This window comes from Pseudomonas arcuscaelestis, from assembly GCF_016881005.1.
GTDB classification, from domain to species: domain Bacteria; phylum Pseudomonadota; class Gammaproteobacteria; order Pseudomonadales; family Pseudomonadaceae; genus Aquipseudomonas; species Aquipseudomonas arcuscaelestis.
Window position 1 is genome coordinate 448,769 of the sequence record NZ_JACOPV010000001.1, and the last position, 15,641, is coordinate 464,409.

General features: G+C 58.5%; 15 protein-coding genes. 9 read left to right on the top strand and 6 right to left on the bottom strand.

All coding sequences use genetic code 11. The annotated features are described in order from the left end of the window. Nucleotides 1–68: 68 nt before the first annotated feature. The 3 genes from znuB to zur are packed head-to-tail and all read right to left on the bottom strand — an operon-like array spanning nucleotide 69 to nucleotide 2,105. On the bottom strand, nucleotides 69–851 hold the full coding sequence (gene znuB, locus H8F21_RS02080) for a zinc ABC transporter permease subunit ZnuB (protein WP_203477011.1): 783 nt from the start codon (nucleotides 849–851) through the stop codon (nucleotides 69–71). Continuing rightward, nucleotides 844–1,623 carry a zinc ABC transporter ATP-binding protein ZnuC gene (znuC, locus tag H8F21_RS02085; protein WP_136473888.1) on the bottom strand — a complete coding sequence of 260 codons (780 nt, stop codon included), beginning with the start codon at nucleotides 1,621–1,623 and terminating at the stop codon, nucleotides 844–846. Before znuC ends, znuB begins: the two co-directional genes overlap by 8 nt. Continuing rightward, nucleotides 1,623–2,105: a Fur family transcriptional regulator gene (gene zur, locus H8F21_RS02090; RefSeq protein ID WP_203477010.1), complete on the bottom strand. Its 483-nt coding sequence runs from the start codon at nucleotides 2,103–2,105 to the stop codon at nucleotides 1,623–1,625. Before zur ends, znuC begins: the two co-directional genes overlap by 1 nt. A 66-nt stretch (nucleotides 2,106–2,171) precedes the next feature. Between zur and H8F21_RS02095 the strand changes: the two genes are divergently transcribed. Continuing rightward, the gene (locus H8F21_RS02095) at nucleotides 2,172–3,089 is read left to right on the top strand and encodes a zinc ABC transporter substrate-binding protein (RefSeq protein WP_203477009.1); all 918 of its coding nucleotides are present in this window, start codon (nucleotides 2,172–2,174) and stop codon (nucleotides 3,087–3,089) included. Between the two features lie 136 nt (nucleotides 3,090–3,225). Here the strand turns inward: H8F21_RS02095 and H8F21_RS02100 are convergent, their stop codons facing one another. Both H8F21_RS02100 and H8F21_RS02105 read right to left on the bottom strand, forming a co-directional pair. Continuing rightward, a complete protein-coding gene (locus H8F21_RS02100) occupies nucleotides 3,226–4,176 on the bottom strand; it encodes a homoserine kinase (protein WP_203477007.1) in 951 nt (316 codons plus the stop codon). A gap of 64 nt (nucleotides 4,177–4,240) precedes the next feature. Continuing rightward, nucleotides 4,241–4,531 carry a DUF2782 domain-containing protein gene (locus H8F21_RS02105; RefSeq protein WP_136473892.1) on the bottom strand — a complete coding sequence of 97 codons (291 nt, stop codon included), beginning with the start codon at nucleotides 4,529–4,531 and terminating at the stop codon, nucleotides 4,241–4,243. Nucleotides 4,532–4,605: 74 nt separating this feature from the next. Between H8F21_RS02105 and polA the strand changes: the two genes are divergently transcribed. After that, a complete protein-coding gene (polA, locus tag H8F21_RS02110; protein WP_203477005.1) occupies nucleotides 4,606–7,368 on the top strand; it encodes a DNA polymerase I in 2,763 nt (920 codons plus the stop codon). A gap of 303 nt (nucleotides 7,369–7,671) precedes the next feature. Here polA and yihA read toward each other — a convergent pair whose 3' ends face one another. Continuing rightward, nucleotides 7,672–8,304, bottom strand: coding sequence for a ribosome biogenesis GTP-binding protein YihA/YsxC (gene yihA / locus H8F21_RS02115; RefSeq protein ID WP_203477003.1), 633 nt, complete (start codon nucleotides 8,302–8,304; stop codon nucleotides 7,672–7,674). Between the two features lie 192 nt (nucleotides 8,305–8,496). Between yihA and H8F21_RS02120 the strand changes: the two genes are divergently transcribed. The 7 genes from H8F21_RS02120 (at nucleotide 8,497) to H8F21_RS02150 (ending at nucleotide 15,629) form a co-directional block, all read left to right on the top strand. Further along, nucleotides 8,497–8,799, top strand: a complete 303-nt coding sequence (locus tag H8F21_RS02120) for a c-type cytochrome (protein ID WP_203477001.1) — start codon at nucleotides 8,497–8,499, stop codon at nucleotides 8,797–8,799. Between the two features lie 33 nt (nucleotides 8,800–8,832). After that, nucleotides 8,833–9,450, top strand: a complete 618-nt coding sequence (locus H8F21_RS02125) for a c-type cytochrome (protein ID WP_203476999.1) — start codon at nucleotides 8,833–8,835, stop codon at nucleotides 9,448–9,450. Nucleotides 9,451–9,616: 166 nt separating this feature from the next. After that, nucleotides 9,617–10,249: a thiol:disulfide interchange protein DsbA/DsbL gene (dsbA, locus tag H8F21_RS02130; RefSeq protein ID WP_203476997.1), complete on the top strand. Its 633-nt coding sequence runs from the start codon at nucleotides 9,617–9,619 to the stop codon at nucleotides 10,247–10,249. A gap of 9 nt (nucleotides 10,250–10,258) precedes the next feature. Continuing rightward, the gene (locus H8F21_RS02135) at nucleotides 10,259–11,116 is read left to right on the top strand and encodes an endonuclease/exonuclease/phosphatase family protein (RefSeq protein WP_203477473.1); all 858 of its coding nucleotides are present in this window, start codon (nucleotides 10,259–10,261) and stop codon (nucleotides 11,114–11,116) included. A gap of 27 nt (nucleotides 11,117–11,143) precedes the next feature. Then, nucleotides 11,144–13,096: a GGDEF domain-containing protein gene (locus H8F21_RS02140; RefSeq protein ID WP_203583921.1), complete on the top strand. Its 1,953-nt coding sequence runs from the start codon at nucleotides 11,144–11,146 to the stop codon at nucleotides 13,094–13,096. Nucleotides 13,097–13,157: 61 nt separating this feature from the next. Then, on the top strand, nucleotides 13,158–13,931 hold the full coding sequence (locus H8F21_RS02145; protein ID WP_203476994.1) for an N-acetylmuramoyl-L-alanine amidase: 774 nt from the start codon (nucleotides 13,158–13,160) through the stop codon (nucleotides 13,929–13,931). A gap of 78 nt (nucleotides 13,932–14,009) precedes the next feature. Beyond that, nucleotides 14,010–15,629: an EAL domain-containing protein gene (locus tag H8F21_RS02150; RefSeq protein WP_203476992.1), complete on the top strand. Its 1,620-nt coding sequence runs from the start codon at nucleotides 14,010–14,012 to the stop codon at nucleotides 15,627–15,629. Nucleotides 15,630–15,641 lie beyond the last annotated feature (12 nt).

The following is a 15,641-nucleotide window of genomic DNA, read 5'->3' on the forward strand; positions in this document are numbered from 1 at the left end:
TAAATCTTCAGGGTCCTGCGCGATTTAACTGTCGCAGGGTGCAACCGCCAAGACGGCCCCCTGCAATATCAACGTCGGGGTATCGCCAGGCTCAGCAAGAATAGCACTGCCGCGCAGACCACGATCGAAGGGCCGGCCGGCGTGTCTTTGAACCATGACATGGCCAAACCGCCACAGACCGCTGTAACCCCCAGCAGGCTGGCGCCCAGGGCCATCTGTTCCGGCGACCGGGCGTGGCGTTGCGCCGCAGCGGCCGGAATGATCAACAACGAGGTGATCAATAAAACACCGACGATTTTCATCGCCACGGCGATCACCACCGCAATCAGCAGCATGAGTGCCAAGCGCAGCGCCGCCACTGGTAGGCCTTCGACCATCGCCAGTTCTTCATGCACGGTCACCGCCAGCAGAGGGCGCCAGAGTACGACCAGCAAGAGCAGTACCGCAGCACTGCCACCGAGTATCCAGGCCAGATCACCCGGGCTGATCGCCAGCAGGTCGCCAAACAGATAAGCCATCAGGTCGATGCGTACATCATGCATGAAGCTCAGTACCACAAGCCCCAGAGACAGGGTGCTCGGGGCCAGAATTCCCAGCAAGGTGTCGGACGCCAGCGGCTGGCGTTGTTGCAGGGTGACCAGCAGCAGCGCCAGCAACAGGCAGCCAATCGTCACTGCCAATGCGGGGCTGACATCCAATGCGAAGCCCAGGGCTACGCCCAGCAATGCTGCATGAGAGAGCGTATCGCCGAAATAGGCCATGCGCCGCCAGACCACGAACGAGCCCAAAGGGCCGGCTACAACCGCCAGGGCCAGGCCTGCGAGCAGGGCGTAAAGCAGAAAATCAGCCATGCTTGCAGTTTTCTCCGTGTACATGCCCGCCTTGGGCCGGGGCGACAACCGACCCATGCAGGTCGTGGGAATGGTCGTGATGGTGGTGGTAAATCGCCAGGCTTGGCGCGTTGTTGCCGAACAGTTCGACGAACGCCGGATCGCCACTGACTTGTTCTGGATGGCCGGAACAGCAGACGTGACGATTAAGGCACACCACCTGGTCAGTGGTGCTCATTACCAGGTGCAGGTCGTGAGAAACCATCAGTACGCCGCAGCCATGGCGATCGCGCAAACGTGTGATCAAGCTATAAAGCTCTGCCTGGCCGGCAACATCGACGCCTTGCACCGGCTCATCAAGCACCAGCAGTTCAGGCTCGCGTAGCAGCGCCCGGGCCAGCAACACCCGTTGCATTTCACCGCCGGAGATACCTTGTATCGGGTTGTCGATAACTTGCTCGGCGCCGACCTCTTTCAACGCACTCAGTGCGGCGTTGCGATCCACACCTGGTACCAGGCGTAGAAAGCGCAGGACCGACAGCGGCAACGTGGCATCCACCTGCAGCTTTTGCGGCATATAGCCAACGCGCAGGCGCGGCTTGCGCCAGACTTTGCCGGTGTGGGGTTTGAGCAGACCCAGCACGGCGCGCACCAAGGTGGTTTTGCCCGCCCCGTTGGGGCCGATCAAGGTGACGATTTGTCCGGGTTCCACGGCCAGGTCGATACTGTCGAGCACCGCTTGCCCGGAGAAAGCCACGCCGACCTGTTCGAGTCGAATCAGCGCATTGCTCATCAGGCGCTCCGGCAGTTGCCGCACAAACCGACGACTTCGACGGTTTGCGCTTCGACGCTGAAGCCGACGTCGTTGGCACTGGCCACAATTGCGTCGCTGATGCTGGTCTGTTCCAGCTCGATGGCTACATGACACTCGCGGCAAATCAGGAACTGGCCTTGGTGCGCATGCTCGGGGTGACTGCAGCCCATGAATGCGTTGAGCGAGGCGATACGGTGAACCAGACCGTTCTCCAAGAGGAAATCCAGGGCACGGTACACGGTGGGTGGCGCCGCCCGACGACCATCCTGCTCGCTCAATACGGCGAGAATGTCGTAGGCACCCAGCGGCTTATGGCTTTGCCATACCAATTCCAGCACGCGTCGGCGCAGGGCGGTAAGACGCAGGCCTTTGCGCGCGCACAGTGCATCGGCCTCGGCCAAGGCGCTGTGGACGCAGTGGGAGTGGTCGTGGGGACGAGTGGCCAGCGGGGTTTTAGGCATGGGCGGCGACGGTTCTGATTAGAGACGTTATTATGTTACCTGTTCCTGCCCCTGTGAGTGGTCATCGTGTCTCGATTTTTTGCCCTTTTTGTCGCTTTTATCACCTCGATGGTGATGGTTCAGGCACAGGCTGAAGTCCGTGTTCTGACCAGCATCAAGCCTCTGCAGCAGATCGCGGCTGCAGTTCAGGATGGTGTTGGCAGCCCCGAAGTGTTGCTGCCGCCAGGCGCCTCGCCACACCACTACGCTCTGCGCCCTTCTGATGTGCGTCGGGTTGGCGATGCCGAGTTGTTGTACTGGATCGGCCCGGATATGGAAGGCTTCCTGCCTCGGGTGCTTAAAACCCGCAGCAAACCGAGCGTAGCTGTACAGGAACTGCCGGGGCTGCATCTGCGTCATTTTGGTGAAGACAGCCATTCGCATGACGAAGACGGCGACGACCATGACCACGACCATCGTCCGGGCAGCCTTGATGCGCACCTGTGGCTGTCATCGGTCAATGCCCGGGTCATTGCGGCAAAGATGGCTGCTGACCTTAGCGGCATCGACCCAGCCAATGCGACTCGTTACCAGAGCAACCTGAAAACGTTCAATGAACGGCTGGATGCCCTGGATGCGCGCCTGAAGAAGCGTTTGGCTGCTATCAGCGCCAAGCCGTTCTTTGTGTTCCACGAAGCATTCGATTATTTCGAGTCGGCGTATGGCCTCAAGCATGCGGGCGTTTTCAGTGTGGCTGCCGAAGTACAGCCAGGTGCACAGCACGTGGCAGCAATGCGCAAGCGCCTGCAAGAAGCAGGCAAGACCTGCGTGTTCAGTGAACCGCCGTTGCGCCCACGCCTGGCCGAGACATTGACGGCAGGTTTGCCGGTAACCCTGGCTGAACTGGATGCATTGGGCGGTACGGCGCCGGCCAGCGCTCAAGGCTACGAGCAATTGCTTGAAACGCTGGGCAATGATTTGGCTGGGTGCTTGGAAAAACTCTAGGACGACGGCGGTAGTCCGGCAGGAGCGGGCTTACCCCGCGATCCTGCCGCAACGTGGCAGGCATGCTCCGAGGTTTCACGGCTGCTGCACAGCCGGTTCCGGAGCAAACCCATCCCGACCGGGATCGCTCGTTACCTTACAAGGCAAACGGCAAGGCTATTTCCACGTGCTGGCGCGCCGCCAGCCGAACTTCAAAATCAGCTGGGTCGTGGATCAGCACATCCATGCCCGCGAAAGATTCGGCAGCGATCAAGCGCGACAGCCAGAAGCGGACGCAGGCAATGCGCAACATGACCGGCCATAGCTGGGCTTCGGCAGCAGTGAATGGACGCAGTGCCGCGTAGGCGCCGAGCAGCGCGCGCGCGCGCGGGCTGTCGATGTTGCCGAGGTCGTCGCAGCACCAATCGTTCAGGGTAATGGCCAGGTCATAGAGCATCGGCCCGGAGCAGGCATTGTAGAAGTCAATCACGCCGGTAAGGTGAGTGCCTTCGAACAAGACATTGTCGCGGAACAGGTCGGCATGCAGGTTGGACCGTGGCAGTGCCATGATCTGCGCCTGATGCGCGCTGATCTCGTCGAGGCAGCCTTGCAACAACTGGCGCTGTTGTTCACTCAAGCGTGGCATCAGCTCGACACCGGTCTCCAGCATCCAGTCCAGACCGCGATCAGTCTTGCGCTCCAGCACTTTGTTGCGAGTTGCCAGGTGAAGGTGGCCTAGCCATTCGCCGATCTGTACACAGTGCTGATTGTTGACCGCCTTGATGTGCTTGCCAGCCAGGCGCGGCTGCAGCAGGGCCGGTTTGCCAGCCAGCTCGCGCAAGGCCACGCCGTCGGTGTCGCGCAGGGCGTAAGGCACCGGCAGGTCGGCTTCATGCAATACGTCGAGCAATTCGATGAAGAACGGCAGATCCTGGATCGGACCGCGTTCGACCAGCGTCAGCACGTACTCTCCCTGTTCCAGACTGACAAAGAAATTGCTGTTCTCGGTGCCGGCGGCAATGCCCTGGAAGTCTCGCAGGCGGCCAAGGCCGTACGGCGCCAGAAAGGTTTCCAGCTCAGGCCGGGTCAGGGGGGTGAAGACTGACATGATCAAAAATTGCCCATACGGGCACCTCTACAGCGAAGTGCCAAGTTGATGTGAAGGGTACGGCTTACTTCCACTCGAAGATTTTCCACGAAGGGATCAGCATGTCTGGTTGGTCGGAGCGAACAAAGTTGGCGTCCGTACCGTCGGCGCGTACCAGGAAATAAGGCTTGCCACCTTTTGGGGTGACCTTGATTGCATACAGGAAGCCATTTTGACGGTATTCCTGAATAGTCTTGTCGCCTTCCGTGCGAATAGTTACTTCCGGATCAGCCGATGGCGCATCTTCTGCGGCCAAGGTGACGACCGGAGTGGCTGCCAACAGGCTGAGCAGCAACAGGCGATTTAGTGTACGCATGATAACCTTGTCCCTTTGTCGTCAATGTTCCGGACATTCTAGCGCCGGGCCCGCCGAAAAGGTTGATTCTGCTCATGAGCCAAGCTCCCCTCGTCCTGGTGGACGGTTCCTCGTACCTCTACCGCGCCTTCCATGCGCTGCCGCCGCTGACCACCTCCAAGGGCATGCCGACCGGTGCGGTCAAGGGCGTGCTGAACATGCTCAAGAGCTTGCGCAGGCAGTATCCAGACAGCTTGTTTGCGGTGGTGTTCGACGCCAAGGGCGGCACCTTCCGTGATGAGATGTTCGCCGAGTACAAGGCCAACCGGCCCAGCATGCCGGATGATCTGCGTGTGCAAGTCGAGCCGTTGCATGCCAGCGTTCGCGCCTTGGGCTATCCATTGTTGTGCGTTGAAGGGGTTGAAGCCGACGACGTTATCGGCACACTGGCCCGCAGCAGCGCCGCTCTGGACCGCCCGGTGATCATCTCTACCGGTGACAAGGACATGGCGCAATTGGTTGATGGCCACATTACGCTGGTCAACACCATGACCGGTACTGTCCTCGACGTACCTGGCGTACACGAGAAATTCGGCGTCGGTCCTGAGCACATCATCGACTTTCTTGCCCTGATGGGTGACAAAGTCGACAACATTCCGGGTGTTCCAGGCGTCGGCGAAAAGACCGCCGTTGGCCTGTTGACCGGTATTGGCGGCGGTTTGCGCGAGCTTTACGAGAACCTGGACAAGGTTCCAGGCCTGGCCATTCGTGGCGCCAAGACGCTGCCAGCAAAGCTTGAAGAACACCGCGATGCGGCCTTCCTTTCCTATGAACTGGCAACGATCAAGGTCGATGTGCCGCTGGATGTCGAAGTCGACGACCTGGTGTGTGGCGAGCCGGATCGTGAAGCACTGCTTGAGCTATACACCGAAATGGAGTTCAAGAGCTGGATCGACGAGGTACAGCGCGACGCCAAGCGAGCCGGCCAGGAGATCGTCGCCGAGGTCGTCGAGGAAGTGGTCGAGGCGAAGTATGAAACCATCCTCGATCAGGCCCGCTTCGACGCTTGGCTGGAAAAGCTGCGCGCCGCCCCATTGTTTGCCTTTGATACCGAAACAACCGGCCTTGATGCGCAACAGGCGCAGCTGGTGGGCCTGTCGTTCGCCGTACAGGCCCACGAAGCCGCCTATGTGCCCTTGACCCATAGTTACATGGGCGTACCCGAGCAACTGGATCGTGACAGCGTGCTGTTGGCGCTCAAACCGTTGCTGGAAGACCCGAGCAAGCTCAAGGTTGGGCAGAACGCCAAGTACGACATGAACATCCTCGCCAACTGCGCCATCGGCGGTGATAGTGCCAATGGCATTCTGATGCAGGGTGTGGCCTTCGACACCATGCTTGAATCTTATGTGCTGGACTCCACGGCTACCCGTCACGACATGGATAGCCTGGCGCTCAAGTACCTGAACCACACCACCATCGGTTTTACCGACATTGCCGGGAAAGGTGCCAAACAGCTGACGTTCGACCAGATCAGTCTGGAACAAGCCGGCCCCTACGCGGCTGAAGATGCGGACGTTACCCTGCGCCTGCATCAGGCACTGCAACAAAAGCTGGCCAAAACACCCAGCGTATTGCCGGTGCTGACCGATATCGAAATGCCGCTGGTGCCAGTGTTGGCGAAAATCGAACGCCAAGGGGCGCTGGTCGATGCGAATCTGCTGGGTATCCAGAGTGTCGAGCTGGGCGAGAAGCTGGTTGAGCTGGAGCGCGAGGCTTTTGCCATTGCAGGTGAGGAGTTCAACCTCGGTTCTCCGAAGCAATTGGGTGTGATCCTTTACGAAAAGCTCGGCATGCCGGTGCTGAGCAAGACTGCCAAGGGCCAGGCTTCTACCGCTGAAGCGGTATTGGCTGAACTGGCCGACATGGAGTTCCCACTGCCGAAGGTGCTGATGCAATACCGCTCCTTGAGCAAGCTCAAAAGCACCTACACCGACCGCCTGCCAGAACAGATCAACCCGCGCACCGGGCGTATCCATACTTCGTACCAGCAGGCTGTCGCAGCCACCGGTCGTTTGTCCTCCAGTGATCCGAACCTGCAGAACATCCCGATCCGTACCGCTGAAGGTCGGCGGATTCGCCAAGCCTTCATCGCAGCGCCTGGCTATCAGCTTCTGGCGGCGGACTATTCGCAGATTGAGCTGCGAATCATGGCGCACCTGGCCAAGGACGAGGGGCTGCTGCACGCGTTTCGCAACGACCTGGACGTACACCGGGCCACTGCGGCGGAGGTTTTCGGTGTTGATCTGGCGGATGTCACCGTCGATCAGCGACGCAGTGCCAAGGCGATCAACTTCGGTTTGATCTATGGCATGAGCGCTTTTGGTCTGGCCAAACAGATTGGCGTGGACCGCAAACAGTCCCAGGCTTACATCGACCGCTATTTTGCGCGTTACCCTGGCGTGCTGGCCTACATGGAGCGCACTCGCGCGCAGGCGGCGGAACAAGGCTTTGTCGAAACACTGTTTGGTCGCCGTTTGTACTTGCCTGAAATCAATGCCAAGAACCCAGCCTTGCGCAAGGGGGCAGAACGCACGGCGATCAACGCGCCGATGCAGGGCACGGCGGCAGACATTATCAAGCGCGCCATGGTAGCTGTGGATAACTGGCTTACCGAGTCTGGCCTGGACGCTCGAGTCATTCTACAGGTCCACGACGAATTGGTTCTGGAGGTGCGCGAAGACCTGATCGAGCAGGTTCGTGAACAAATTCGCCCGCATATGAGCAACGCGGCATCACTCGATGTTCCGCTGCTGGTTGAGGTAGGAGTAGGGGCAAACTGGGACGAAGCGCATTAAAAACGCGGCTAATTGCCGGGAAATGCTGCGACATATCGTCGCGGCTTTTTCCGGTTTCCGGGTCGTTAGCTCGAAAGGAATTTGACCCTATCGCAAATAGTTTCTAACGCTTCGGAACTAAACCAGTGAACTGTGACTCAGAGTACCTGAATGGCTGGTGAAGCCCTTCGATGCTCCTATGTTGTGTTAAGTGTTGGCAGATATCTGGACCCCGCCCTAGCGGTCCGGAAACTTGGACCCCGAACTTCCCCCTCCCCATACGAAGTCCGGGGTTTTTTTTGCCCGGCGTTTACCGGGCAGCCCTTATTCTACGGGCTTGTCGGCCAATTCCATCCACTTGGCCAATACGCCATAGGCTTCTTCCAGACCCTGGCGCTTGGGTGCCGAGAACAACTGGATAGTCACGGCGTCACCCCAACCCTTGCGGATTTCGGACTGCACTTTGAGCAGGGTGTTCTTGGCTGCGCCGAAGGTCAGCTTGTCGGCCTTGGTCAACAGGATATGCATAGGCATGCCAGCGGCCTGGGACCAGTCGAGCATCATCTTGTCGAAATCGGTCATTGGATGGCGCACGTCCATCATCAGGATCAGGCCCTTCAGGCATTCGCGGCTGCCCAGGTAGGCTTCCAGGTGCTTCTGCCAGTGTTGCTTGAGCGGAATCGGAACCTTGGCATAACCGTAACCCGGCAAGTCGACCAAACGCCGTTCATCGTCCAGACTGAAGAAATTCAAAAGCTGGGTGCGCCCTGGCGTTTTCGAGGTGCGCGCCAGGCTGGCGTGGGTCAGGGTATTCAGGGCGCTGGATTTACCGGCGTTGGAGCGGCCGGCAAAAGCCACTTCATAGCCTTGGTCGTCCGGGCACTGGTCGACCTTGGCAGCGCTGAGAGCGAATTTGGCCTGTTGGCAGAGACCGAGAATGGGGTTTTTGACTTGCATGGTTTTTCCGGTTGGGCGTTGCGCGAGGAGGTCTCGGCAAGCAGTGTCGTTTCCGTTTCAGTAACGGGAGTATATAATGCCCCAGTTTTTGTGTGCGCATTATCCCGGCGTAGGAGGATGTGCACGGGGGCGGTTGATTCAAGCTCGCGCAGTAGAACGCAGTGCAACCCCCAACCCTGAAAGGTCGTTCGTATGACGAAATGGCTGCTTGCTGCTGGTGTCTTGATACCGTTTTTCAGCGCTCAGGCTACACAGGATCCTCAGGCAGTGTACAAGCGAGCATGTGCCGCTTGCCATGCCGGACAGCTACCGCAGGCACCGCAGGTCGGTGACAAGGCAGCTTGGGAGCCTCGGCTGGCGCAAGGAATGGAGACGCTGGTGAAGCATGTTACACAGGGTTTCAAGGCTATGCCGCCGCGTGGATTGTGCATGGACTGCAGTGCCGAGGACTACCAGGTGATCATCCATTGGATGAGCCAAAGTCCCGATACATAACTCTTTCACCCTTAGCCGTAGTTGGATTAGCTGATGAACAAACTACTCGTGAGTCTGCTGTTGACCTTAGGCGTCACTGGTGCAGCCAATGCCGCAGAGCCTATCAAAGGGGATGCCGCTGCTGGTCAGGCCAAAACTGCTGTATGTGGCGCTTGTCACAATCCTGACGGCAACAGCATGGCGCCGAATTTCCCGAAACTTGCAGGCCAGGGTGAAAAGTACCTGGAGAAACAACTGCACGACATCAAGTCGGGCAAGCGCACCGTGCTGGAAATGACTGGCATGCTTGCCGCTTTTAACGACCAGGATATGGCGGATATCGCTGCCTACTTCTCCAGCCAGAAAGGTAGCGTAGGTGCTGCCGATCCTAAGCTGGTAGAGCATGGCCGCGCCCTGTTCAATGGTGGTGACATCGAAAAGGGCCTGCCAGCCTGTACCGGCTGCCACTCCCCTAACGGCGCGGGCATTGCCCTGGCCGGCTTCCCGCACCTGGGTGGCCAGCACGCTACCTATGTTGCCAAACAGCTGACCGACTTCCGCGAAGGCAACCGTACCAATGATGGCGATGCCACCACCATGCGCACCATCGCTGCCAAGCTGAGCAACAAAGATATCGAAGCGCTGTCCAGCTATATTCAGGGTCTGCACTGATCCACGCTTTAACGCTGGGTTAATACTGCAGCGTAAAGATGAAAAGGGTGGCTTGGGCCACCCTTTTTTGTGCCCGCTGCCGTTACACTAACGAACTCGGGCCCGCTTCGACCTGTCTTATTGCAGGTCGTATCGAGGCGACCAATAGATTGCTCAGGAGTGAAGCATGCGTAATTTGATTCTCAGCGCCACGCTGGTCGCCGCCAGCGTATTCGGAATGACTGCCCAGGCTGCCGAGCCCATCGAAGCCGGTCGGGAGTATGTCGAGCTGAGCAACGCAGTACCGGTGTCGGTGCCAGGTAAAATCGAAGTCGTCGAGCTGTTCTGGTACGGCTGCCCACACTGCTACAGCTTCGAGCCGGTGGTTAATCCATGGGCTGAAAAACTGCCTGCCGATGTCAATTTCAAGCGTGTCCCCGCCATGTTCGGTGGCCCATGGGATGCACATGGTCAAATGTTCCTCACTCTAGAAGCCATGGGTGTCGAGCACAATGTGCACGCTGCAGTGTTTGAAGCGATTCAGGTACAGCGCAAGAAACTTACCGACCCTGAAGAAATGGCCGAGTTCCTGGCTACCCAGGGTGTCGATAAAGACAAATTCCTCGCCACTTTTAACTCCTTTGCCATCAAAGGTCAGGTACAGCAGGCCAAAGAGCTGGCCAAGAAATATGAAATCACCGGCGTTCCAAGCATGGTCGTCAACGGCAAGTATCGCTTCGACCTGGGCACTGCCCAAGGTCCACAAGGCGTGCTGAACGTTGCAGACCAACTGATCGCCAAGGAGCGCGCCGCCAAGTAAGCGGCGCCCATCATGCGACGTTGGAAAGCTGAGCGAGGCGTAGGCCTGCACGACCCGCGGGTCAACGAACATCACCTGCAGGCTAATGGCCTGCCAGAGGATGGCAGGCTGCGTCTGCTCAGTTTCAATATCCAGGTGGGAATCAGCACCGAACGTTACCGGCACTACCTGACCAAGAGCTGGCAGCACTTGCTGCCGCATAACGGTCGTGCCGGTAATCTGCAGAAAATCGGTGAATTGCTTGGTGATTTCGACTTGGTTGCCCTTCAGGAAGCCGATGGCGGAAGCCTGCGTTCGGGGTACGTCAATCAGGTCGAACATCTGGCTCAACTGGGTGCCTTCCCTTACTGGTACCAACAGCTCAACCGCAACCTTGGGCGCTTTGCTCAGCACAGCAATGGGGTGCTCAGCCGCCTCAAGCCACAATTGCTCGAAGACCATCCCCTGCCCGGACCAGCTGGGCGCGGGGCGATTCTGGTGCGCTTTGGTGAGGGCGAAGACGCGCTGGTCGTGGTCATGATGCACTTGGCGCTGGGTTCCAAGACCCGGGCCCTGCAGCTCGCTTATATTCGCGAATTGATTGGCGGCTATCGACATCAGGTGCTGATGGGCGACATGAATACCCACGCCAATGACTTGCTCGAACACTCTCCCCTGCGCGATTTGGGCCTTGTCGCTCCGCAAGTGCAAGCCACCTTCCCCAGCTGGCGGCCGCAGCGTTGCCTTGACCATATTTTGCTCAGTTCGAGCCTGACCTTGGAGCGGGTCGAGGTGCTGGCCCAACCAATTTCCGATCATCTTCCGGTTGCTGTTGAGATTCGTTTGCCTGATGCCCTTGCTATGGATACGCTGCCCGCTTTGAGCTAATTGCCACTACCCTCTGCGGACCCAGGCATGACCGACGAAGCGCAACGCTGGAAAGAAAAGTACCTCAAGAGTATCGAACAGCAAGAGAAGCTCGAGCGCCGGTGGGAAGCCCGCCTCGACTTGTTGCGCCGTGGTCTGGTGCGTAGCACCTTGGCCGCCGAAGGCAGCGATCGTGCGGTGGATCAGTGCATGAAGGAAATGCGCGAAGTTATCCGCACCGACAATATGGATGCCGCCCTGGCTGGGCTCATTCCGCGCCTGGAAAAGGCGGTACTCGATTCCGAACAGCGTCGCGAAACCCGGATCGGCCAGGTAGGCACCGCGTTGAACGCGTTGGTGAGTCAGTTGCAGAACTTGCCCTTGCCTAGTGATGTCAGTCGCGCGCTGAAAAAATTCGCCAAGCAGCTCGACGCCCGGGCTGGCCAGTCACGCGAGATGCCGCTGTTGCTGGGTGAACTCAGCAGCCTGCAAGGTCAGGCGCTGTCGGCGTTGGAGCGGCCGGAGGAAGCCACGCGTCCCGGCTTGCTACAGCGGTTGTTTGGCGGTCGCGAGACAGAAGTCGAAGAACTGCAGCCGGCTTTTGCAGGCGAGGGGCACGCTACGGCGGATAGTGTTCCTGCGCTGCAACCGGCATTTCATGTAGAACCAAAACTTGCACCCAACGAGCCTGCAGACATCGATGAGTTGCAGCCCGTCGCTGAAGCTCAAACCGCTAGCATTGCGCTCGGACCCGAAGCCTTGCCAGTAGTCTCGGCGCCAGAGCCAGAGCCAGAGCCAGAGCCAGAGCCAGAGCTACAGGCACAAGAACTCGAAGTTCTGGAAGACGTCGAGATACTTGTGGATGCTGGGACATCCCTTGCTTCGCATCAGCATGAGACCGACGAAGCGCTATCGGAGGCCATCCAATACTCTCTGCCCGATGGCACCGAACCAAGCTACAGCTCGGTTGCGGCGCACATTGAAGAAACCTTGCTGGGCCTGCTCAACGACCTGGACTTTCCCGAACGCCACAAGGAACAGGCGCAACATGTGCGCGAACGCCTGGAACATGGTCTGAACTGGTATGAGCTGCTACCTGTGCTGGACGACCTGGCCGTGCTCATGCTGGCCATCAATGACAGCGGCCAGCACGAATTTGAAGCGTACCTGCAACAGCTCAACGAACGACTTGAGTCGTTTCAGAGCCATTTGCAGGAAGCCAGCGAAGGCCATGCCGACAACAGCACCGCTGCCCGGGACCTGGACAGCCAGTTGCGCAAACAGGTCGATGGATTGCAAAGCAGTGTGCAAGGTGCAGCCGATCTGGACAGCCTCAAGTCGGTTCTGGAAAACCGCCTTGAAGGGTTGCTCGGCACCATGGATGCGCATCAGCACCAACGTGATCAGCGCGAGCAGGAAATGGCGGGTCGCCTGCAGGGCCTGGCCGAGCGTGTGGCCAACATGGAACAGGAAGCCCTGGGCTATCGCGAGCATCTCGAGGAGCAGCGACAGAAAGCCTTGATCGACCCCTTGACCGGGCTACCCAATCGGGCGGCCTGGTCTGAACGTGTCGACCAGGAGTTGCTGCAGTGGCAAGAGATCGGTGGCCATCTGCTGATGGCTATCCTCGATCTGGACCACTTCAAACGCATCAACGACAGCTACGGCCATTTGGCCGGCGACAAGGTGCTCAAGATAGTCGCCAATGAGTTGCGTAAACGCTTACGCCCCCAGGACTTCATTGCTCGCTTTGGTGGTGAGGAGTTTGTCCTGTTGATTCCACAGACTGCTTTGGCTGCAGGCTGCCAATTGGTCGAAACCTTGCGTGCCGCCGTAGAAGCTTGTCCTTTCCACTTCAAGGGCGAGCGCGTGACCATTACCCTGTCGATCGGAATCAGCGCGTTTCGCTCAGGGGAGCGCAGTGAAGTGGTGCTCAAACGAGCTGACGAAGCGCTTTATCGAGCGAAACATCTGGGTAGAAATCGAGTCGAACAAGGGTAAGTGGCGGTAACGCAGATACGTTATGCTATTGCATTGCAGATCATCACATGTGCCCTTCACCATGAAAGCCATTTTTACCGCGTTCCTGCTGCTTGCGCTTGCAGGATGCAGCAGCGGTTTGCGTATCGACCGCAGCCACCCTTCGGTCAACCAGGACGGACGTATCCAGTTTGTCGTCCTGCATTACACCAACGCGGACCTTGAGCGCTCCTTGGCGCTGCTGACTCATGGTGAGGTCAGTAGCCACTACCTGATTGGCGACTCGCCGGCGACGGTCTACCAGTTGGTCGATGAGAGTCGCCGCGCCTGGCATGCTGGCGATAGTCGGTGGGATGGGCGTACTTGGCTCAACTCCAGCTCCATCGGTATCGAGATAGTCAACCCGGGCTTCACCGATACACCGACAGGACGGGTCTGGCAGCCTTATACCGAAGCGCAGATCGAAGCCTTGATCGCGTTGCTCAAGGACATCGTCAAACGTAACAACATTCAACCGCGCTACATCGTTGGTCACAGCGACATTGCACCGGCGCGCAAGCTCGATCCCGGTCCAATGTTCCCCTGGAAGCGCCTGGCCGATGCAGGTCTGGGTGTTTGGCCCAATGCGCAGGCAGTGGCTCAGCAGCAGGCGCGCTTCAGCGTCAACCCACCCAGCATCATCTGGTATCAGCAGCAATTGGCACGATTCGGCTACGCAATCGAGCAGACCGGTGTCTACGATGTCAGTACCAAACATGTGCTGGCGGCCTTCCAGATGCGCTTTCGTCCCCAGCGTTTCGACGGCGTAGCAGATGCGCAAACGGCTGCGATGTTGCAGGTGCTCAACAGCCGCTGAGTAACGGCGCCGCTAAACGGCCAGGCTGACTTGATCGGCAGTTGCTATACCTCTTGGTATTCAACTGGGTGTTTCTTGATGTCAGCTGCCATTTCTGTGCTGCGCCACTTGCTCTACCGTCCCTGGTTACTGGCCACACTTGCGGCTTCGGCCAGCGCAATCTTGTTGCTGCTCGCCAGCATCGGTGTGGCCATGCATCAGATGCAGTTGAGTGAAAGCGACCAGATGAACGCCAAAGGCGAGCGTTTTCTCGAGCGTTTGGAGCAGATTTTCGGGCAACTGCGCGAGGGTGTTGACCAACTGGAGGCGCAACCGCTTCGGGGTTGTGATGCAGCCATGCTCAATGCCTTGCAGATGGTTGGGTTCAACTATCGCTTCGTCTATGAAGCAGCTTATGTTGATGGCACGGTGGCCTGCTCCAATCGAATTGGCCAGCGCACCATCAGCCCTTTGCGACCTCCGGATATTCATGGGCCGACCTATAGCTATTGGTTGAACACCACAACTGAGCCAGATGACAACATTGCAGCGCTGATGCTGGGTCGTGGAAAATTCCTGGTAGCTACCTCGCGCGGACATTTGACGGATGTAGTCGATCTACCCCCGGACGGTAGCTTGCTGGTGGTTCTGGATAACGGCACGCGGGCCGTGCCGGTGCTGGGTCCTCCGCAGGTATGGCCGCCTTCGGCGGACTGGCCACCGAAATCCAAGGACTCGCTGCTGGAACTGCCCGATCGACTGGTTTACCTGATGCCTACCAAGTCGCCTGATTATGAGTTGGCGTTGATCGTGCCGCGTGCCAGTTTGCCGCTGAAAATGAACGGGGTGTTGTGGCTGCTTTTTCCCGGCAGCCTGGTGTTAGCGTGGTGCCTGGGTTGGTTGGTGCTGCAGTTGGTACGTCAGCGGCGTTCGATGAGCTCCGAACTGCAGGGCGCGCTGCGTCGGGGCGAATTGCAGGTGCTGTACCAGCCGATCTTCGAGCTCAATAGCCGTCGCTGTGTCGGGGCTGAGGCGTTGGTGCGCTGGCGTCGACCGGACGGCACTTTGACCAGCCCAGACCTATTTATTCCGCTGGCGGAAAACACCGGGCAGATTCGACCGATCACTGACTTCGTGTTGCAGCGGGTGCTTGAACAGTTAGGACAACTTCTACGATCCAATCGGCAGTTGTATGTATCGGTCAATTTGGCCGCTTGTGACGTGATGGTGCCTCGGATTGGCAGAGTGGCTGCACGTTTACTGGCAATGCACCATGTCTCTGCCAGTCAGATTGCGTTCGAAGTTACCGAGCGCGGCCTGATCGACGTCGTGGTCGCTCGTGACAACCTGCAGTCCTTGCGGGCGTGCGGCCACCAGGTATTAATCGATGACTTTGGTACAGGTTATTGCAGCCTTGCTTACTTGCAGACGCTTCCGGTGGACTGCCTGAAGATCGATAAGGCTTTTATCGACGCACTTGGACATGATGCGGCCAGCAGCGGCGTGGCCCCTCACATCATTCGAATGGCGCATGCCTTGCAGTTGCGGGTTATAGCGGAAGGCATCGAATATGAAGACCAGGCCTTGCTGCTCAACAGCGAAGGTGTCGATTATGGCCAGGGCTGGCTGTTTGCACATCCGCTTAGCGCCCGCCAGTTCGTGGAATTGATTACCCGAGGGCGGCGCATGGCGCCGCGACGGATCGACGATGAAGCCTGATGATGCTGTGCG